Origin of the sequence: Olsenella profusa, assembly GCF_016900315.1 — a bacterium.
GTDB lineage: Bacteria > Actinomycetota > Coriobacteriia > Coriobacteriales > Atopobiaceae > Thermophilibacter > Thermophilibacter profusus_A.
The window spans coordinates 1-18,648 of sequence record NZ_JACSNQ010000021.1 but is presented as its reverse complement, the minus strand read 5'-3'; the positions used below and the strand labels follow the sequence as shown (position 1 = coordinate 18,648).

Sequence of the window (18,648 nt, the reverse complement as noted above, 5' to 3'; positions counted from 1 at the left end):
CTACTCGATCTCCCCCTGGTCGAACACGTGGAAGCCGGCGCGCTCGATGGCCCAGCTCGCCTCCGCGGCGCTCGCCGGGTCGGAGATCTTGAGCGCCAGGACCGCCATGTCGTCGGTCGTGGAGAAGCAGTAGAAGTACTCGATGTTGATGTCCAGGTCGTCGAGTTTCTCCAGGAGGTCGGCCGCCCCGCCGGGGTGGTGCGGCACGGCGATAGCCATGACCGGCGTCTTGATGGCGCGGTAGCCGCCCGCCTCGAGCGCCGCCAGCGCCGCGGCCGTGTCGCTGCAGATGATGCGCACGATGCCGTACTCGGTGGTGTCGGCCACGGAGAGCGCGGCCATGTTGATGTTGGCGTCGCCGAGGCAGCGGCACAGGGAGGCGATCCGGCCCCGCTTGTTCTCGAGGAACACCGTAATCTGGTCGATCATCACTTAATCCCCTTTCGCAGGTCGACGATGCGCTTTGCCTTGCCCTCGCTGCGCGCGATGGTCTTGGGCTCCACCAGCTTGACGCGCACGCCCACGGAGAGCGCCGTCTTGAGCCGCGCGGAAATCTCGGCCTGCAGCCGCTCGACGGCCGCCACCGAGTCGAACGCGAAGTCGGGGTTGACCTCGGCCTTGAGCGTGACCATGTCGAGCGAGCGCTGGTCGGTGTCGATCTCGATCTGGTACCAGGAGGAGACCTGGTCGAACGTCTTCATGACGTCCTCGATCTGGCTCGGGAAGACGTTAACGCCGCGGATGATGAGCATGTCGTCGGTGCGGCCGTGGATGCGGTCGATGCGCCGGTGCGTGCAGCCGCAGGCGCACTCGCCCGGCAGGATGCGCGTGATGTCGCGCGTGCGGTAGCGCACCACGGGCGACGCCTCGCGGTCGACAGTGGTGAGCACGAGCTCGCCCCACTCGCCGTCGGGCAGGACCTCGCCGGTGTTGGGGTCGATGATCTCCGGGTAGAAGTGGTCCTCGGCAACGTGCAGGCCGTCCTGCTCCCAGCACTCGATGGCCACGCCCGGGCCCATGGTCTCGGTGAGGCCGTAGACGTCGAGCACGTGGTAGTTGAGCTTGCGCTCTAGGTCGCGACGGAAGTTGTCGCTGAACGGCTCGGCGCCGTGGATGCCCGCGCGCAGGTGGAAGTCGCGCGCCGGGTCGATGCCCATCTCGAGGGCCGTGTCGGCGATGTGCATGGCATAGCTCGGCGTGCAGCAGATGATCGTGGAACCCATCTCCTTGAGCACGCGGATCTGCCGCTCGGTGTTGCCGGCGCTCATGGGGATGGTCGTGGCGCCGGACCAGAGCCCGCCGTAGTGCGCGCCGAGGCCGCCCGTGAACAGGCCATAGCCGTAGCACACGTGCACGATGTCGTTCTCGTCGCCATGGGCATACTCGATGCCGCGCGCAAAGCACTCGCCCCAGATCTCGAGGTCGTGCTGGGTGTAGCCGCCCACGGTGGCCACGCCCGTCGTGCCGGAGGACATGTGAATCTCGCGCACCTCGGAGAGCGGCGTGGCGAACATCCCGTAGGGGTAGTTGTCGCGCATGTCCTGCTTGGTGGTGAACGGCGCGCGCTCCAGGTCGTCGAGGCTCTTCACCGCGTACGGGTCGAACCCGGCCTCGTCGAACTTCTCGCGGTAGAACGGCACGTTCTCGTAGCACGCGATCACGGTCTTCTTGACGCCCTCGAGCTGGATCTGCTCGATCTGCTCGTGGGGCGCGCGGAGTATCTCCTGCTTCCTAGCCATCTCGCACCCTTCCGTCATACCCACAGACGTCCCTGATTGTAGGAACGCGGCCAGATGCGGAGAGCCTCGCGTCGGCGGGCGGGGCGAGAAGGACGGCGGGGGTGACGAGCGCGAGCGCGTGGCCGCCGGCGCGGCGGTCGCGGTGGCCCGCCGGTCGTGCGGGCAGACCGCCGGTGCGCCGGGCGCGGCGGCCCCTACATCGCCTCGAGCCGTGCGAGCACCGTGCGGGTGGCCGTGAGGGCCGCCTCGACCACGTCCTGCGCGTCGTCGATCTTCTTCTGGACGTAGAGGTCCACGAGCGGGTTGTCCAGCAGGACGTCGATCACCGTGTTGAGCGAGCCCACGTCCACGCGCAGCTCGGCGATCGAGCGGACGTCGGAGGCCTCGCGCGTGAAGGCCATCAGGTCCGCCTGCGCCGCGGCGAGCGCCTCGCGCGCGTCCCCGATGCGCGCCTGCTTGACGAGGCTCGTGAGCAGCCCGCCGGCCAGGATGTCGACGAGCCCCCAGCGGCTCGCGCTGTCGAGCGCGTCCTCTGCCTCCTCGAGGCTCGCGAGCGCCCGGCGCCCGGCAAGGATCGCCTCGTTGACCTCGCGTCTCTGCTCAGGCGTCATCCGCGCCTCCCCTCCGTTGACGTCTCGCCCCATGCTATCAGAGCGCCCGGCGCCCCGGTGCGCGGTGGGCGCGTGCCGGGCGGACGGCAGGTTCTTCTCGCCGTGTGCCGCCCCTGCCGGGGCGCGGGGCCCTTCTCGCCGGGACGCACGCTGCACGCCCCTTTCAGCTACCGTTTACCCAAGCGTTGGCGCCGGGCGCCCGCGCGAGTGCGATACTGAAACGTATCTGCGACCTCGAAGGAAGGACCACCCATGCTCAGGATTGGACTGCTCACGAGCGGCGGCGACTGCCAGGCGCTCAACGCCACCATGCGTGGCATCGTCAAGACCATCTACCGCAACGCCGACGAGCCCGTGGAGGTCTACGGCTTCGAGGACGGCTACCAGGGCCTCATCTACGAGCGCTTCCGCCTGATGGACAACCGCGACTTCTCCGGCCTGCTCACCGTGGGCGGCACCATCCTCGGCACGAGCCGCACCCCCTTCAAGCTGCTCGACACGCCCGAGGCCGACGGCGTCAACAAGGTCGAGGCCATGAAGCACACCTACGCCAAGCTCAAGCTCGACTGCCTGTTCATGCTCGGCGGCAACGGCTCCACCAAGACGGCCAACCGCCTCTCGCAGGAGGGCCTGAACGTCATCGCGCTGCCCAAGACCATCGACAACGACACCTACGGCACCGACATGACCTTCGGCTTCACGAGCTCGGTCGAGGTGGCCACCCGCTGCATCGACGAGATCCACACCACGGCCAACTCCCACGGCCGCGTCTTCGTGATCGAGATCATGGGCCACAAAGTCGGCTGGATCCCGCTGTACGCGGGCGTGGCCGGTGGCGCGGACGTCATACTCATCCCCGAGATCCCCTACGACATGGACAACGTGGTCCGCGTCATCGAGGAGCGCGACCGCAGCGGCGCCCGCTTCACGATCATCGTGGTGGCCGAGGGCGCCATCTCCAAGGAGGAGGCGGCCCTCTCCAAGAAGGAGTACAAGAAGCTCGTGGCGGCGCGCACCACGCCGTCGATTGCCTACGACATCGCGGCCGAGATCGACAAGCGCACCGGGCGCGAGATCCGCGTGGCCATCCCGGGCCACACCCAGCGCGGCGGCCAGCCCGACGCCCAGGACCGCATCTTCGCCACGCAGTGCGGCGTGGAGGCGGCGCTCGCCTGCCTCAAGGGCAAGTTCGGCGTCATGATCGCGCAGGTGAACGGCAAGATGTGCCGCGTGCCGCTCGAGGAGGTCGCCGGCAAGCTCAAGTACGTCGACCCCAAGAGCGACCTCGTCAAGGAGGCCAAGGCGCTCGGCATCAGCTTCGGCGACGAGTAGCGGCCAGGGGCGCGGCGTCTTTTCGCGGCGCCCCGCACGGCGAGAAGAACGCGCGTCAGCAGGGCGGGTCGGGGTTCCCGGCCCGCCTCTTTGTGCTGAGCGCACAAGGGGTCCGTGCGGATTGTCCCAAAACGGGAAACCCCGCCTCCCTGGCATGGCAAGCAGGGGGACGGGGCTCGATGCTCTCTAGTATCGTACGACCCCGGCGTCCGTGACATGTTCTTCGGCCCAGAGTTCGCCCGTCGCGGGAGCTCGCGTTTGTGCATCAGACCAGCTGCCGACACGTTCTTCTCGCCAGCCGTGTGCCGTGCGCGGTGCCGGAATCGCCGGGGTTGTGCGTTGCGCGAAAATCCCGGGGTCTGTGTGCGTCCGCCGCGGGAATCGGCCCTCCTGTGCGCGGCGTCGCACACAAACCCCGCGAATCACGCGCAGCAAACGCACAAGCCCCCGGAATCGCGCGCAGCACGCAATCCCGGCGATTCCGGCACCAGCAGGCCGGTCGGCGACTCCGCGAGCCCGCTCCAGTGAAGCCCGTCGATCCGCTCGAGCTCGGCCCAGAGGGCGACGCGCGCGGCACGCTCGCCACGGGCCCGCTCACGGGAGAGCTTGCGCGGAGGCAGCCCCAGGTCACGCCTCACGTTGTCCATGAGCGCGTCCATGTAGTCGATGTCGTCGTAGCTCTCCTTCCAGATCACATAGTCCTTGATGCCATGGGCCATGAGCTCGTTGGCCCGCTCCGTGTCCCTCCGCACCTGTACGGGGTCTGCGTGCCACTCCCCGTGATAGTCAAGCGCCACGCCCGAGAAGGGCATCCGCCCCTCGGGGCATGCGCCCTCCCCAGAGGCCAGCAGGAGGAGGTCCGGTTTGCGAACGCGAAGCTCCGGCACGCTGCGGGAAAGCGACTCAAGAAGCACGGGGTCGTTGAGCGCGACCTCCCCCAGACGGTATCCCCCGCTTGCGAAGCGACGGACGCCGCGCACGAAGAGCTTCGACTCCATCGGCGAGGCGGCGCCCACCGGGGTCTGCGAGAGCGCGGCCCTCACCTGCGCGGTACCCGGAACGGGGCCGCAGGCGTCCAGGAAGGCAAGCAGCTGGTCGCGCGTGACAAGCGGGGCGCGGCGCTGCTCGAGCCCCAGCGGGGAGGCAGGGCTGAGCGCATAGGTCCCCAGCAGCTCGGCGAGAAGGACCACGAGCTCAAGCTCGTCTATGCGCGGGGCCATCTGAACCGCAAGCAGCGGCGGGGAGACGCAGCGAACGCCCGGCGCAAGCGGCACGAGCGAACCGGGCGGCAGTGAGAGTCGGCAGGCGTGCGGCGCGACCATCGAGAAGCGGTGGCGATGGCCTGCGTCGGAGATGAGCACGTGCACGGGCAGCGAGGCGCCGTCGAGCTGCGGGCACCTCTCGCAGGCATCGAGAAGGTCGGCGCGGGCGGGCATGCGGGCAGGCAGCTCGACGGGGCACGTCATGGCCTGTGCAAGGCGACCCGGGTAGTAGGGACGCCGCATCACCTCGAGCGCCGTGGTATGTGAGAGCACGATGTCCATGTCCACACGCTATCCCCGGGCTCGAGGGTCGGCAGCGAGAATCTGAGAAAGCTCGACGCAAACCTTACCGTTTTCTTCCGAGGCTCTCGCGAGCCTTGCGAAAGACGCAGGCAGCGCCCTTGATTGGCCTGCTCGGGACATATAAATCGCCAAAGCTGTCTCGGCCGCTTGCGGGCGCCAAGCCCGGCAGGCGGTCGATTTGGTTTGACTTCTATTGCGGTGCGGTTTTCTCGGGGCTTGTGCGCCGCGCGCGATTCCGGGGGTCTGTGCGTTTGCTGCGCGAAAATCCCAGGGTCTGTGTGCGGCGCTGCGCACAGCAGGGCCGATTTCCGCGGCGGACACGCACACACCCCGCAATTTCCGCGCAGCGCGCAAACCCGGCGATTCCGGCGCAGCGCACGGCAAGAATCGCTTGGCGAGAAGCACGTGGCGAGAAGTGCTTCTCGCCGAAAAAGGGCCGCCCCGGGGAGGAGCGGCCCTTTCAGGACATCACGCTGTCGGCGAGCGTGCTGCCAGTAGGAACGCTGCCGACAAGCGCACCGTCGGCAGGTGCCCAGCTAGCGCTTGCGGATCGGGATCGGGCGCGGCGGAGTGCGCGGCTTGTCGGCACCGGCCATGATGATGGCGCCCTCCTCGCAGGCGGAGAGGCACGCGCCGCACTTGGTGCAGGCCTTCTGGTCGATCACGTGGATGAAGCGAGGCTTGCCGAGGATGGCCTCCTCCTCGCAGGCGTCCACGCACTCGCCGCAGCCGATGCACTTGGTGGGCAGGATGTGGTAGGTCATGTAGGCCTGGCACTCGCCCGCCGGGCAGACCTTCTTGGTGAAGTGCTGCTCAATCTCGTCGCCAAAGAGGTCGAACGCCGCGGCCACGGTGCGGGCCATGGTCTGGCCGACCTCGCACAGGGACTGCTCGGCCATCACGGGGGTGAGGTCGCGCACGAGGTCGACCTGGGCCGGGCGGCCCTTCTTGTGGCAGATGTCGCTCGCGATCACGTCGAGCTGGTAGGAACCCTCGTGACCGAAGACGCAGTGGCCGCAGGTCTCCTTGCGGTAGCGGTCGCAGATCTCGAACAGGGCGTTGGCCATGCAGTTCTTCTGCGTGTAGACGCGCACGTAGTCGCTCGCCACGTCAAGCTCGTCGGCAAGGTGCGCGGCGTCGACGAAGGCACCCTGCGGGAAGCCCAGGTAGACGGCCTTGGCCTCGGACGCCTCCACACCGAGCGCGGCGAGAAGGGCCTCGCCGGTCGTGTGGGCGGGCACGCTCACGGGCGCCTCGGCGCCGGCGGCCCAGACGAGCTTGGTCGCGTCGTCGCCGGAGAGCAGCGCCTCGCCCGAGACGACGGTGGCCTCGGCGCGCTCGCTCGTGCCCTGCGGCACGGGCTTCTCGCCGGCGACCACGCGCTCGAGCGCCGTGGCGTTGCTGTAGACGAAGCCGAACGAGCCGTCTGTGGGGCAGGCCTTCGCCCCGGTCTCCGCCACCTTGGCGAGAAGCTCGGTCTCGTTGGCGGGCAGCACCACGGCCACCTCGCCCGCGGCGGCGAGCTCGGAGATCTTGGCCAGGCCCGCCTCGACGTTGGCCTTCAGAAGGTGAAGGGACACGGGCGCCTCGGCGTAGGCCGGCATGAAGTTGATGATGGTCATGTTCTCTCGTCCCCCTTCCTAGTACTCGTTCCACAGGCGCGGCGTGGTGAGCTGGAGCCTGAGGTCGCACTGCAGGCAGCGGCTCGCCTCCTCCTTGGCCTCGGCCTCGCTGAAGGGGCACTCGAAGACCTCGAAGTTGTGCTCGCGCTGCTCGGCGGGCACGAACTCGGGCTCCACGCGGCCCTCGTAGAACGTCTCGGGGGCGCGGCCCAGGCGCGGGCTCGCCTTCTCGTAGTCGAGAAGCTCGGCGGTGATGTCGCCGTCGCCGCCGAGGTAGCGGTCCATGGCCTCGGCCGCGGTGCGGCCCTGGGCGATGGCGCCGATCACGGACTTGGTGCCGGTGACCACGTCGCCGGCCGCGAAGACGCCCTCGTGGCTCGTCTGGAGGTTCGCGTCGGCCACCAGGTAGGGGCCGTGCGTGAGCTCGAGACCCATGCCCATGGTGTCCTCGGGCTTCTGGCCCACGGCAAAGATGACGTAGTCGGCCGGGATCGTCAGCTCGCCGCCCTCGACGAGCTCGGTGACGGCGCGGTGGTTCTCGTCGAAGTAGAAGCGTGAGATCTTCTGGATCGTCACGCCGCCCACGCGGCCGGAGCCCTCCTCGGTCTCGTCGATCGAGTTGAAGGCGTAGGCGTCGTGCAGGACCACGCCCTCCTCCGCGGCCTCGGTGCGCTCCTCGGGGGTGGAGGTCATCTTCTCCTCCGCCTCCAGGCAGGCGACGTCAACCGAGGTGGCGCCCAGGCGCACCGCGGTGCGAGCGCAGTCGTAGGCGACGTTGCCGCCGCCGAGCACCATCACGCGGCCGGAGACGTCGAGCGGGTGCCCCTCGCGCGCGGCCTTGAGGAAGTCGGTGTTGAGGTAGACGCCCTCGAGCTCGGAGCCCTTCATCGGCAGGCGGGTGCCGGCGTGGGTGCCCACGCTCACGAGGACGGCGTCATAGCCCTGGTCGAGCAGGCCCACCGGGTCGGTGACGCGCTCGCCGGCGCGCACCTCCACGCGGGGCTCGTCGTCGGAGCCGTTGGCGATCTCGAGGATCGTGTCGATCTCGCCGTCGAGGGTGGCGTCGGGCAGGCGGTAGGCGGGGATGCCGTAGCGCAGCTGGCCGCCGAGGCGCTCGTTGGCCTCGAAGACCGTGACCTTGTGGCCCTTCTCGGCGAGGTAGAGCGCGGCGGTGAGGCCGGCCGGGCCGGCGCCCACCACGGCGGCGCGCTTGCCCGTGAGGGGCTCGTGGCGCACGCGGCTCTTCCACTCGCCGGTGTCGCGCACCGCTGCGGCGCGCTTGAGGCGGCAGATGGAGAGCGGGCCGCTCAGGTGGTTGCGCTTGCACTCGCCCTCGCAGTTGTGGGTGCAGATGCAGCCGAGGCTCTCGGGGAACGGAACCTTCTCGCGGACGACCGCGGTGGCCTCCTCCCACTCGCCCTCCTTGACGTAGCGCAGGTAGCGCGGGATGTCCACGTGGGCGGGGCAGGTGTCGCGACACGGCACGACGTTGCCCTCGCGGGAGCGGTCGTCGCGGTTGAGGCCCACGACGTCGACGATCGAGCCGGTGGGGCAGACCTCGACGCAGGCGCCGCAGAAGCGGCAGCCGGCCTCCTCAAGCGAGACGGACCCGTCGATCCCGATGCGGATGCCGCTCTCGGTGCGCTGGTAGTCGAGCACGCCCACGCCACGGACCTCGCGGCAGGCGCGCACGCAGCGGCCGCAGCGGATGCAGCGGGTGAACATGTGGGTGATGAGCGGGTTGGAGTCGTCGGTGGCCACCGGGCGGCTCTTCACGTACCAGCGCTGCGGCGAGACGCCCATGTACTGGTACATGGACTGCAGCTCGCAGGTGCCGTACTTGGGGCAGCCGGTGCAGTCGGTGGGGTGGGTCGCCAGGATGAGCTCCATGGCCATGCGGCGCACGTGCTCGGCGCGCTCGCCGGTGGAGCTCACGACCATGCCCTCGCGCGCCTGCGTGCGGCACGCGGGGACGGGGCCGTCCTGCCCCTCGACCTCGACCATGCAGAGCCGGCAGCCACCCGCCGCCTCGAGGTCCGGGTGGGAGCAGAGGTGCGGGATGAAGATGCCCGCCTCGAGCGCCGCGTCGAGAACCGACGCCCCCTCGCGCGCCTCGACCTCCTGTCCGTTGATTGTGAGTCTCAAGTTGCCTCCTTGAAAGTGCCGTGGGCCACGTCGAAAGACGCCTCTCCGCCCATGCCCGTCATACGGGCGTACGCGGCCACCCCGGAGGGGGTGGCCGCGCTCAGATACCGAAACGCTGTGACGCTAGTACTCGAACAGCTTCGCGGCGGCGTTCTCGCCGGCGATGCGCCCGGAGTTCAGGCAGAAGCCCATCGTGTTGCCCGGGATGCAGTAGTTGTAGGAGTCGCCGTAGATGGTGCAGGCGTCGGTGCCCACGCAGTAGAGACCCGGGATGACCTTGTAGTCGTCGGTCATGACCTCCATGTTGTGGTTGATCAGCACGCCGCCCAGGGTGCCGTAGGCGCCGATGTACTGCTTGCAGCAGTAGAACGGACCCTTCTCCAGGGGCACCATGAACTCGTGCTCCTTCTCGAAGATCTCGTCCCAGCCCTTCTCGCACATCTCGTTGTACTCCTCGACGTTGGCGAGCAGGCCCTCCTTGTCGATGCCGGCCTTCTCGGCGAGCTCCTCGAGGGTGTCGGCCTGGCAGATGGGCTCGTAGCCGTCGGCGAGGTCGCGCTCCCACTGCTCGTCGAAGCCCTCGTAGAGGTCCTTGGGGTGGACGTGGGAGACGATGTCCGGGCCGTCCTTCTTCCAGTGCTTGAGCATCTTGGAGTCAAAGATGGAGAAGGCGACCTTGCCGGGCAGGTGGTTGATCGCGTTGCCGACGAAGGTGGTGTTGTAGACCTCGTCCTCGGGCATGAAGCGCTCGCCCTTGTTGTTGCACCAGTAGCAGGGCTGGCGGAAGGCGCCCTCGACGTAGAAGTGGTTCATGTTGTCGGGGAGCTGGTACATCATCTCCATGGTGACCGGGGTGTGGCCGGCGCCCACGGCGTGGCACATGTTGATACCGTCGCCGTCCATGCCGGGCACGGCGAAGGAGAAGAGGTTCTTGCCCCAGTCGAGGCCGATCTCGTCCTTGATCATCTTGGGGTTGTTGCCGAAGCCGCCGGTGGCCACGATGACGGAGCTGCAGGAGATCTCGTACTCCTCGCCGTTCTTGTCCTTGGCGGTGACGCCCACCACGGCGCCCTCGTCGTTGGTGACGAGGCCGGTGGCCGGGGTCTCGAGCATGAACTCGACGCCGAGGTCCTGGGCGTGCTCGGTCATGCGCTTGGTCATCGTGGTGGCAGCGCGCGGGCCGGGCTCGGAGCCGTCCTCAGGCTGGACGACGTGCCAGGTGTACTCGCCGTCGGAGTAGGCGCGGGTGCGCTCGCGGGCGCGGAAGGCCGGGCGCACGCTGTTGAACTGGACGCCCATGTCCATGAGCCACTGGATGGTGTCGCCGCTCTTGAAGTAGTAGTCGCGCACGAGGCGGGCGTCCACCTGGTAGTGGGTGTAGAACATGTGGCGGCGGAAGAGCTCGCCGGGGGTGACCTCGATCATGCTGGCACGCTGGACGGGCGAGCCGGCCGCACACGGGCCCATGCCCATGTTGGCGGCGCCGCCGGTGTTGGCGGCCTTCTCGACGCAGATGACGCGCGCGCCGCTCTCGGCGGCCGCGTTGGCCGCGGCGAGGCCGGAGAGGCCCGCCGCGACGACGACGACGTCGGTCTCAAGCTTCTGCATGTGAAACCTCCTTCTGTAGGGGCCTTAGTGACGGTCGGCCGACATGCCCGCCTTGAGGGCAATCGGCGTCATGATAAGCGAAATGATGTAGCACAGGACGTAGAGCGGCAGCGCCGTTGCCATGAACTCGCCGAAGACGGCCGCGGCGGCGGGGGCCTCGGGCGGCAGGTGCGGGATTACGTTCATGGCGGTGAGCGACACGCCGATCACGATGACGAAGATCAGCGCCGGGATGACGTTGCCAACGAGCACGCCCGGAAGGCCGTGCGGGTCGAGATGCAGGGCGGCCGGTACGGCCTGGGAGAGCTTCTGCACGGGGATGACGAGGTTCAGGATCGTGGCGATGATGAAGGCCACAACCACGTTGAGGATGAAGCTCTGCGGCACGATGGGCTGCCCGGAGAGCAGCGGCGCGGCGAGGGACATGACGACGGCGAGGGGCGTGTTCTCGGTGAGGTTGAAGACAACGAGGAACTTGACGCCCGGCTTGTGCTGCGGGCCGTCGTACTTGTCGGTGGACATGTGTTCACTCCTTCCTGGGGGCGCGCCGCCGGGCGCGCGGGGCGTGTCGTAAGACGGCGCGCGCCCCGAGGGACGCGCGCCTTAAGGTCGCGGTGCTAGTCGCGCGGGGGCATCGTGGGCTGGATGAGGTCGCGGTAGAAGGCGACGCGGTTCTTATAGGCGTCGGTCTTCTGCATCTCGGCGAGCTTGCCCTCGTTCTCGTTGATATCCTTGCCGTGGATCTCCTTGCCGGTGATGGTGTCGTGGGCCTTGTGCAGGTCCTCGTCCTTGTAGGTGACCTTCACGACGCCGTCCTCGACGGAGACGGTGCCCTCGAGGCCGCACACGCAGCAGATGGCGCGGTTCTCGCCGGGGACCAGGTAGAAGTCGTTGCAGTTGCAGTGCGGGCAGACGCCGGGCTCGCCCTGGTAGGTGGCGTGCTCGATGTCCTTGGCGGCGTTGGCGAGGTTGACGCCGATCTGGTGGGCGCGCTCGATGAGCTTATCATCCATGAGGGCGGTCTTGGACCAGGGCACCCACTCGTTGTCGATGACCTTCCAGGCGGGCGTCATGGACTGGATCTGGTGCTCGGACTGGACGTGCGTGCCCCAGTCGGAGCCGCCGATGCCAATGTAGGAGACGACCTTCGGGCTCATGATCGCGGGGTCGGGCACCTTGCCGGGCTTGCCCTGGGCGATGTTGCCCTCGGCGATCTTGGTGGAGATGAAGTTGTTGCCGGTGTCCATGCGGGGCCCGAAGCGGTCCATGATCGTGTGGAAGAGGCCCGAGGCGCCGGTCTCGAAGATCGGGTCGACCATGATGACGCCGTCGGCGTGGAACATCTCAAAGGCCAGCCAGTCAAAGTCGTCCTTGTGGATGCACATGTTGCCACGGCCGCTCATGAGCATCTTGACGCAGGTGATGCAGCCGGTGCAGTGCTTGATGTTGAGGTCCATGGCGCGGATGAACTCGATCTCGCAGCCCTCCTCCTGGCAGGCGCGCAGCACCTCCTTGCAGATGGTGTCGTTGTTGCCGTTCTTGGTGCCGAACGAGACGCCTACGATCTTTGTCATGACCTGTCCCCTCTCCTGGGCTCATGTCTTGGGGCCGCGGCTTGTCCGCGGCCACGGGTCCTTTCCGTGCGCCCTCTCGGGCGCGGGGACAAGCGTCAGGCTGAGGAGGCAACAAAAAAGTGGACCCCGGCACAGCAAAGCCGCCATGCGTCCACGAGACGCACGACGGGCTCTGTGACCCTTGTCCACTGCCTGTCTATTTTGGACGTTTCGCGAATTCAGTCAAGCAACGCCGGTCCTTCTCGCCGAGCGGTCGAAAAGGGCCGGCGCGCGGCCGGCCGCAACGTCAGTAGACGTCCACGAAGCCGGTCATGCCCTTCATCACGTGCTCGGTAAACGACACCGCCAGCCGGTCCTCGCCGTCCTTGAGGTCGAGGTCAAAGAGCTCCTTGACCTTGGAGGTGCGGTAGAAGTAGGTGTTGCGGTGCACGCAGAGCTCCTCGGCCGCGCGCCCCGGCGAGCCGGGGAACAGCACCGAGACCACGGAGGTCTCGAAGTAGGAGGTCCCGTGCGCGCGGTCGTACTCGTACATGGCCACCACGCGCTTGTCGAGCATCATGTCCACCTGGCCGAGCGTCTGGACCGAGTTGGCGATCACGCGGTAGCGGTAGCGCCAGAACAGCACCACGCGCGGGGTCTCCTCATCCGAGAGCGCGTCGGCGAGCTCCGAGCACTGCATGAAGCGCGCCTGCACGTAGGTGAGCTGCGAGAAGGGCTCGGACACGAAGAAGTGCACGTCGTTGTTGCGCATCATCTCGCAGAGGCGCCGGTTTTCCCCGAAGAAGGACTCCGTGCGCGCGTAGTCGTCGTAGCCGGGGTGACGCGAGCGCCCGATGGAGACCATCACCACGAACTCGCCCTCGTGGACGGCCCAGAGCGCGCCCTTGAGGGTGCGCTCGACCATCTCCGAGAAGTGCGAGCGGTAGTCGTCGGCGGCAAGCCCCGGGCGCCCCTTGCACAGGACGAGCACGTAGGTCACGTCGAGCGGCATGTTGGTGGCGGCGAGCTGGGAGCGCATGGTCTCCTCGGTGGTGATGCGCTTGGAGAGCAGCCCCGAGAGCACCGACGAGCCGGCGCCGGCTCGCCCGCCCGCCGAGCCCGACTGGGCCACGATGAGCCCCGCGAAGCTGCCTGCGTAGTCGATGAGCTCGACGTCTGACGGGCCGATCTGCCGCTCGCACTCGAGCACGTCGAGGCGGCCCATCTCGAGTCCCTTGTAGTACATGATCGAGGTGACCCAGCGCCGCCCCTCGCGCGTGTTCTCCGTGACCACCGCGTGGCGCTGGCGGCGCGCCTCGTCGAGGACGCCGTCGCTCACAAGCTGCTGCTCCACCGCCGGGCCGAGGTACCCGCTCGCGATGGTCTCGTTGACGTCCCCGGCGTCGTCGGGGAAGCGCCCGGCATGGGTGAGCACGCGCCGGTCCGTGTTGACCACCACGAAGGGGTTGCCGATGAGACGGTGGACCCGGCTCGCAAAGCCCCGTAGGTCGCGCGACTCCTGGAAGGCCCGGTAGACGCACAGGCACTGGGCGCTCAACAGCTCGGCGCGCTGCGGGAGCCGCTCGAGGCGGGCGCGCATGGCCTCGAGGGAGTCGGCGGCGACCACCACCACGAGGTCGTCCGGACAGGACTGGGTGGGCGCGATCTTGGTCCCGGCATAGGCGAGAACCACCGCGCGGTCCCCGAGCGAGGCCGTGAGGACGCGGGCCTCGGCGAGCGGGCAGAGGGCCACCCGCGGCAGCCCCTCGCCGCCGCCCATGCGGCTCCCCGAGCTCAGCAGCACGTCGGCGTCAAACAGGGACTGGTGCTTCGCCCGCGCGTCCGTGCAGCCCAGCTCGGCAATGACCGTGCGTACCCTCATGAGGCTCCCCTCCTCTTTTGTGCATCAGCACAAATATCCTACCCCAGGGCGTCCCTTATTTGAATCCGCTGCCATAGGCGGCTCAGCGGGCGGTTCGTAAAGTAGAGACAGCTAGTTCAAGCTGTGCATTTCCGCCCCGAGAGGCCTTCGGAAGGTGCCGTCCACTCACCACGAGGGCCCTCAGGGGGCGGTCTTGTCACACGAGCCGCGCGGTCGCGCCCTTTTCACACGCCAGAGGGGATGTGGTGCTTTTGGCACGTTCGCACAAAGCCCCGATGCTCCGTCTCGTCGAGTCCATCAGGGACGAGACGCTCGAGGTCATCCTCGAGGGAGGTGTGAGCGGCAGGCGCCTCGAGGTTCCCCGGGCAGACGGTGGAGCAGTCGAGTGCTTCGTGCACGACGCGCCCCGGCCCGGCTCCCCCACCCTCATAGAGCTCCACGGAGGCGGCTTCGCCCTCGGCGACGCCCGCAAGCTCGACGCGCTCTGCGCCTGGGCGAGAAGGGCGTTCGGGATCGGCGTCGTCTCCGTGAACTACCGCCTCGCGCCGGACGACCCCTTCCCCGCCGCCCTCGACGACGTGCGCGCCGTTCTTCTCGCCACGCTCGGCGACCCGGGCTCGGTGGGCATGGGCGCAGGCCCGGTCTTCGTCATGGGGTACTCCGCCGGGGCCACGCTCGCCGTCGCCTCGGCGCTCGCGCTGGGAGACGAGGGGCGGGAGGTCCCCGCGGGCCTTTTGCTGCACTACCCGTTTTTCGACGCAGCCACCGAGCCTGCCGAGAAGGGCGGGCGCGAGATTGACCTGCCCCTTGACCTCATGCGCGCCTTCAATGAGTGGTACGTCGGCACCGCGGACGTACGTGACCCGCTGATCTCCCCGCTCTACGCCACGGACGCCCAGCTTGCGCGCCTGCCGCGCACCCTCATGTACCCCGTCGTCGGGGACGCGATGTACGCCGAGGCCCACCAGCTCGCCGACCGCATGCGCGCCGAGGGTGTCGACGTGAGCGTGTCCGACGTCGAGGGCGCCTACCACGGCTACGTGGAGGACTTCGCCAACGAGCGTGTCTACCGGGAGATGAACACCGAGGAGGCGATCGCGGCGCGGCCCGCGGAGGCTGCCGCGCGGGCTCGCGAGGTCATCGTGGGCGGGCTGGAGGTTCTTCTCGGCACGCAGGCGACGGAGGAGCCCGACTTCATGTAGGTAGCCCCGTAACGGGGATGTCCTTTGCACGGCAAGAGAGAGGAAAGGAAGAGGAAGAGTATGAACCAGGCATTCATCGACGACCTGACCGCACGCGCCAAGGCCGCCCACAAGCACATCGTGTTCCCCGAGGGCGACTGCCCCGACATCCTGCGCTGCGCCGAGAACCTGCTCAAGGGCGACATCGCCGACGTGACCATCATCGGCAACGAGCAGACGGTGGGCGAGCTGGCCGCCTCTGAGGGCATCGACCTGACCGGCGCCACCTACTTCGACAACACCGACGAGGCCGCCCGCGCCTCGCTCGTGGAGCCCGTCATGGCCGTGACCGACCAGTTCAGCGAGAAGGCCATCCAACGCAAGGCCAAGAAGGCCGAGAACGCCGCCATGTTCCTGCTGCTGACCGGCCAGGCCGACTGCTGCGCCGCCGGCCGCGTCCTCACCACCGCCGACGTCATCATCGCCGCGCAGTCCATCGTGGGCTTTGCCCCCGGCACCGCCGCGGTGAGCTCGCTCGGCATCGCCGACATCCCCGGCTACGAAGGCCCCGAGGGCTCGATGCTCGCCATCGGCGACTGCGCGATCAACGTGCTGCCCGACTCCGAGACCCTGGCCGACATCGCCATCGCCTCGGCCGACACCGTGAGCTCGCTTCTGAGCTGGGAGCCGCGCGTGGCGATGCTCTCCTTCTCCACCGACGGCAGCTCCGAGGACGACTCGATCGACGTCATCCGCAAGGGCATCGAGATCGCCCGGAGCAAGCGCCCCGAGCTCAAGATCGACGGCGAGTTCCAGCTTGACGCCGCCATCAACCCCAAGGTGGCCGCGCGCAAGGTCAAGCGCGAGAGCGACGTTGCCGGCAACGCCAACGTCCTCATCTTCCCAAACCTCCACGCCGCCAACATCGGCGTCAAGCTCATCCAGACCTTCGGCCACGCCGACGCCTACGGCCCCGTGATCCAGGGCTTCGCCAAGCCGGTCTGCGACTTCTCCCGCTCGGCGCCGGTCTCCGAGATGATGGGCAACATCCTCATGCTGCTCGTCCGCGCCAACTAGCCCTCTTCCTGGCGGGGCGCCGCGCCTTGGCCGGCCGGCGCCCTGCCGCTCCCCGCGGGGCCGCGCAGCGGGCACCCTACCCCGTCGCGCGGCCCCTGACCTGTTGTCAGCCAAGTCCCAGCAAACCCAGTTGAAAGGAAGTCACATGGCATACCGCATCCTCACGCTCTCCCCCGGCTCCACCTCCACCAAGGTGGCCGTCTTCGAGGGCGACGACGTGGTCATGAAGGCCAACGTCCGCCACGACCCGGCCGAGCTCACGCAGTTCGACCAGGCCGCCGACCAGCTCCAGTACCGCATCGACACCGTCCGCCGGGAGCTGGAGTCCGCCGGCGTCTCCCTTGACACGATCGACGCCTTCTCCGGCTACTGCGGCGGCATGGGCCCCACCGTCGGCGGCATCTTCCGCATCGACGAGACGGTCTGCGACCACGTGCTCTACAAGAGCGGCTTCAACCACCCCGCGATTCTCGGCGCGCCGATCCTGTTCCAGTTTGCCCAGGAGACCGGCAAGCCCGCCTTTGCCGTCAACCAGCCTGACACCGACGAGCTGGCCGACGTCTCCCGCATCACCGGCTACCCCGGCGTCTATCGCAAGAGCCACGTGCACTGCCTCAACCAGAAGGAGGTGGCGATCCGCTACGCCGCCACCATCGGCAAGCGCTACGACGAGGTCAACGTCGTGGTGGCCCACGTGGGCGGCGGCCTCTCCGTGGCGGCCCACGAGCACGGCCGCATGATCGACACCAACGACGTCCTCGAGGGCGCCGGCCCCTTCGCGCCGAACCGCTCCGGCGACGTGCCCCTCAAGCCCGTGGTGGCGCTCGCGTTCTCCGGCGAGCACGACAAGAAGGAGATCGACGGCGTGATCGGCAAGACGGGCGGCCTCAAGGGGCTTCTCGGCACCGACGACACGATGGAGGTCGAGCGCCGCATCGACGCCGGCGACGCGTGGGCCAAGCTCGTCTACGAGGCCATGGCCTACCAGACGGCCAAGTACATCGGCGGCTTCGCGTGCGCCCTCAAGGGCAAGGTGGACGGCATCGTCCTCACCGGCGGCGTCTCCAACGACCCCAAGTTCGTGGCCTACATCGAGGAGCGCGTGGGCTGGATCGCCCCGGTCAAGGCCTACGGCGGCGACTTCGAGATGGAGGCCCTGGCCGCCGGCGCCGTGCGCGCCCTCGACGGCACCGAGGAGGTCATGACCTACACCGGCGAGCCCTCCTGGACCGGCTTCACGATGAATGGCGCCTTCGCCGACGTGGAGGCCTAAGCATGAGCTTTCTCGACACGGCCCTGCAGATGGTGGTTCTCGCCATCCCCATCCTCATCGGGTACGTGGCCCACAAGCTGGGCCTCATGGGCGGCGAGTTCGACAGCAAGCTCTCGGGGCTCGTGGTCAACGTGACGCTGCCGTGCATGATCTTGGCCTCCATCACGGCCCGTGAGCTCCCCTCCCCCAGCGAGGTGCTCACGCTGCTGGCCCTCTCCGCGGTGGGCTACGTGATCGCCACCGTCATCGCCGTCGTAGCGCCGCGCATCATGGGGGCGCCCGCCGGCGAGCGGGGCTCCTACAGCTTCATCACCGCCTACGGCAACGTGGGCCTGATCGGCTTCCCCGTGCTCTCCGCGGTGCTCGGCCCCGACGCAGTACTGCTGGCCGCGATTGCCAACATCCCGTGGAACATCTTCGTGTTCAGCGCCGGCATGCTCATGATCTCGGGCATGCCGGAGGGCGGCGCCGGCGAGGTGGTGCGCACCTGCGCCAAGAAGCTCGTGAGCCCCGTGCTGATCGTGAGCGTGGCGGTGCTCGTGCTGGCGCTGCTGGGCATCAACGACCTCGGCATCCTCGGCGACGGCCTCACCACCTGCGGCAACTTCACCACCCCCGCGGCGCTGCTCATCTCGGGCTCGTCGCTCGCCAACTACCCGCTGCGCGAGATGGTCTCCAACTGGCGCAGCTACGTGGCCGTGGCGCTGCGCCTGGTGGGCGTACCCGTGGTGCTGCTGCTCGTGCTGCGCGGCTTTGTGACCGACCAGTACCTGCTCTCGCTCGTAGTGCTTGGGCAGGCCATGCCCGTGGCCACCAACGGCATCCTCTACTGCCTCATGTACGGCGTGGACGCCAAGCCCATGACGCAGGGCACGTTCCTCTCGATCATAGGCTCGATCCTCACGATTCCGCTTGTGGCGATGCTCGTCGCGATGTAGCGGGGCTTCATCCTCGCCACGCGGCGTTGACGACGGCCCGCAGCCGCCTTCGTGGCAGTTGCGGGCCGTTTTTTGTGGCGCGCTTGGGGAGGTGGCGGGGCGCACTGTTGTGGGGGGCTGGG

General features: G+C 68.3%; 15 protein-coding genes. 5 read left to right on the top strand and 10 right to left on the bottom strand.

What is annotated here, in order from left to right:
* The 3 genes from H9X80_RS08125 to H9X80_RS08115 all read right to left on the bottom strand — a co-directional run bounded on the left by H9X80_RS08125 (position 1) and on the right by H9X80_RS08115 (position 2,350).
* Positions 1 to 429, bottom strand: a complete 429-nt coding sequence (locus H9X80_RS08125) for a hypothetical protein (RefSeq protein WP_204793842.1) — start codon at positions 427 to 429, stop codon at positions 1 to 3.
* Positions 429 to 1,739 (bottom strand): phenylacetate--CoA ligase family protein, encoded by a 1,311-nt coding sequence (locus tag H9X80_RS08120; RefSeq protein WP_204793841.1) that lies wholly within the window; start codon positions 1,737 to 1,739, stop codon positions 429 to 431. The genes H9X80_RS08125 and H9X80_RS08120 overlap by 1 nt, the downstream gene beginning before the upstream one ends.
* Before the next feature lie 194 nt (positions 1,740 to 1,933).
* A complete protein-coding gene (locus tag H9X80_RS08115) occupies positions 1,934 to 2,350 on the bottom strand; it encodes a hypothetical protein (protein WP_204793840.1) in 417 nt (138 codons plus the stop codon).
* Between the two features lie 252 nt (positions 2,351 to 2,602).
* Here H9X80_RS08115 and H9X80_RS08110 point away from each other — a divergent pair, with 252 nt between their 5' ends.
* A complete protein-coding gene (locus H9X80_RS08110) occupies positions 2,603 to 3,682 on the top strand; it encodes a 6-phosphofructokinase (RefSeq protein ID WP_204793839.1) in 1,080 nt (359 codons plus the stop codon).
* 422 nt (positions 3,683 to 4,104) lie between these two features.
* Here H9X80_RS08110 and H9X80_RS08105 read toward each other — a convergent pair whose 3' ends face one another.
* From H9X80_RS08105 to H9X80_RS08075, 7 genes are all read right to left on the bottom strand, one after another.
* Positions 4,105 to 5,232, bottom strand: a complete 1,128-nt coding sequence (locus tag H9X80_RS08105) for a hypothetical protein (RefSeq protein ID WP_204793838.1) — start codon at positions 5,230 to 5,232, stop codon at positions 4,105 to 4,107.
* Between the two features lie 551 nt (positions 5,233 to 5,783).
* Complete coding sequence (locus H9X80_RS08100; RefSeq protein WP_204793837.1) at positions 5,784 to 6,869, bottom strand: NADH-ubiquinone oxidoreductase-F iron-sulfur binding region domain-containing protein; 1,086 nt, start codon at positions 6,867 to 6,869, stop codon at positions 5,784 to 5,786.
* A gap of 18 nt (positions 6,870 to 6,887) precedes the next feature.
* On the bottom strand, positions 6,888 to 9,014 hold the full coding sequence (locus tag H9X80_RS08095; RefSeq protein ID WP_204793836.1) for an FAD-dependent oxidoreductase: 2,127 nt from the start codon (positions 9,012 to 9,014) through the stop codon (positions 6,888 to 6,890).
* 123 nt (positions 9,015 to 9,137) lie between these two features.
* Complete coding sequence (locus H9X80_RS08090) at positions 9,138 to 10,622, bottom strand: FAD-dependent oxidoreductase (RefSeq protein ID WP_204793835.1); 1,485 nt, start codon at positions 10,620 to 10,622, stop codon at positions 9,138 to 9,140.
* Positions 10,623 to 10,646: 24 nt separating this feature from the next.
* Positions 10,647 to 11,144, bottom strand: coding sequence for a hypothetical protein (locus H9X80_RS08085; RefSeq protein WP_204793834.1), 498 nt, complete (start codon positions 11,142 to 11,144; stop codon positions 10,647 to 10,649).
* A 95-nt stretch (positions 11,145 to 11,239) separates the two neighbouring features.
* Positions 11,240 to 12,196, bottom strand: coding sequence for a flavodoxin family protein (locus H9X80_RS08080; protein ID WP_204793833.1), 957 nt, complete (start codon positions 12,194 to 12,196; stop codon positions 11,240 to 11,242).
* A gap of 286 nt (positions 12,197 to 12,482) precedes the next feature.
* Positions 12,483 to 14,057, bottom strand: coding sequence for a PucR family transcriptional regulator (locus H9X80_RS08075; RefSeq protein ID WP_204793832.1), 1,575 nt, complete (start codon positions 14,055 to 14,057; stop codon positions 12,483 to 12,485).
* Between the two features lie 275 nt (positions 14,058 to 14,332).
* Between H9X80_RS08075 and H9X80_RS08070 the strand changes: the two genes are divergently transcribed.
* From H9X80_RS08070 to H9X80_RS08055, 4 genes are all read left to right on the top strand, one after another.
* A complete protein-coding gene (locus H9X80_RS08070; protein ID WP_204793831.1) occupies positions 14,333 to 15,259 on the top strand; it encodes an alpha/beta hydrolase in 927 nt (308 codons plus the stop codon).
* 60 nt (positions 15,260 to 15,319) lie between these two features.
* On the top strand, positions 15,320 to 16,315 hold the full coding sequence (locus H9X80_RS08065; RefSeq protein ID WP_204793830.1) for a phosphate acyltransferase: 996 nt from the start codon (positions 15,320 to 15,322) through the stop codon (positions 16,313 to 16,315).
* 145 nt (positions 16,316 to 16,460) lie between these two features.
* Positions 16,461 to 17,588, top strand: coding sequence for a butyrate kinase (gene buk, locus H9X80_RS08060; RefSeq protein WP_204793829.1), 1,128 nt, complete (start codon positions 16,461 to 16,463; stop codon positions 17,586 to 17,588).
* Between the two features lie 2 nt (positions 17,589 to 17,590).
* Positions 17,591 to 18,526 (top strand): AEC family transporter, encoded by a 936-nt coding sequence (locus tag H9X80_RS08055; protein WP_204793828.1) that lies wholly within the window; start codon positions 17,591 to 17,593, stop codon positions 18,524 to 18,526.
* The last annotated feature ends 122 nt before the right edge of the window (positions 18,527 to 18,648 follow it).

Excerpts from the sequence above, each read along its gene's own strand:
- H9X80_RS08125 (WP_204793842.1), bottom strand. The coding sequence starts at position 429 with ATGATCGACCAGATTACGGTGTTCCTCGAGAACAAGCGGGGCCGGATC.
- H9X80_RS08120 (WP_204793841.1), bottom strand. The coding sequence starts at position 1,739 with ATGGCTAGGAAGCAGGAGATACTCCGCGCGCCCCACGAGCAGATCGAG.
- H9X80_RS08115 (WP_204793840.1), bottom strand. The coding sequence starts at position 2,350 with ATGACGCCTGAGCAGAGACGCGAGGTCAACGAGGCGATCCTTGCCGGG.
- H9X80_RS08110 (WP_204793839.1), top strand. The coding sequence starts at position 2,603 with ATGCTCAGGATTGGACTGCTCACGAGCGGCGGCGACTGCCAGGCGCTC.
- H9X80_RS08100 (WP_204793837.1), bottom strand. The coding sequence starts at position 6,869 with ATGACCATCATCAACTTCATGCCGGCCTACGCCGAGGCGCCCGTGTCC.
- H9X80_RS08090 (WP_204793835.1), bottom strand. The coding sequence starts at position 10,622 with ATGCAGAAGCTTGAGACCGACGTCGTCGTCGTCGCGGCGGGCCTCTCC.
- H9X80_RS08085 (WP_204793834.1), bottom strand. The coding sequence starts at position 11,144 with ATGTCCACCGACAAGTACGACGGCCCGCAGCACAAGCCGGGCGTCAAG.
- H9X80_RS08080 (WP_204793833.1), bottom strand. The coding sequence starts at position 12,196 with ATGACAAAGATCGTAGGCGTCTCGTTCGGCACCAAGAACGGCAACAAC.
- H9X80_RS08075 (WP_204793832.1), bottom strand. The coding sequence starts at position 14,057 with ATGAGGGTACGCACGGTCATTGCCGAGCTGGGCTGCACGGACGCGCGG.
- H9X80_RS08070 (WP_204793831.1), top strand. The coding sequence starts at position 14,333 with ATGCTCCGTCTCGTCGAGTCCATCAGGGACGAGACGCTCGAGGTCATC.
- H9X80_RS08065 (WP_204793830.1), top strand. The coding sequence starts at position 15,320 with ATGAACCAGGCATTCATCGACGACCTGACCGCACGCGCCAAGGCCGCC.
- buk (WP_204793829.1), top strand. The coding sequence starts at position 16,461 with ATGGCATACCGCATCCTCACGCTCTCCCCCGGCTCCACCTCCACCAAG.
- H9X80_RS08055 (WP_204793828.1), top strand. The coding sequence starts at position 17,591 with ATGAGCTTTCTCGACACGGCCCTGCAGATGGTGGTTCTCGCCATCCCC.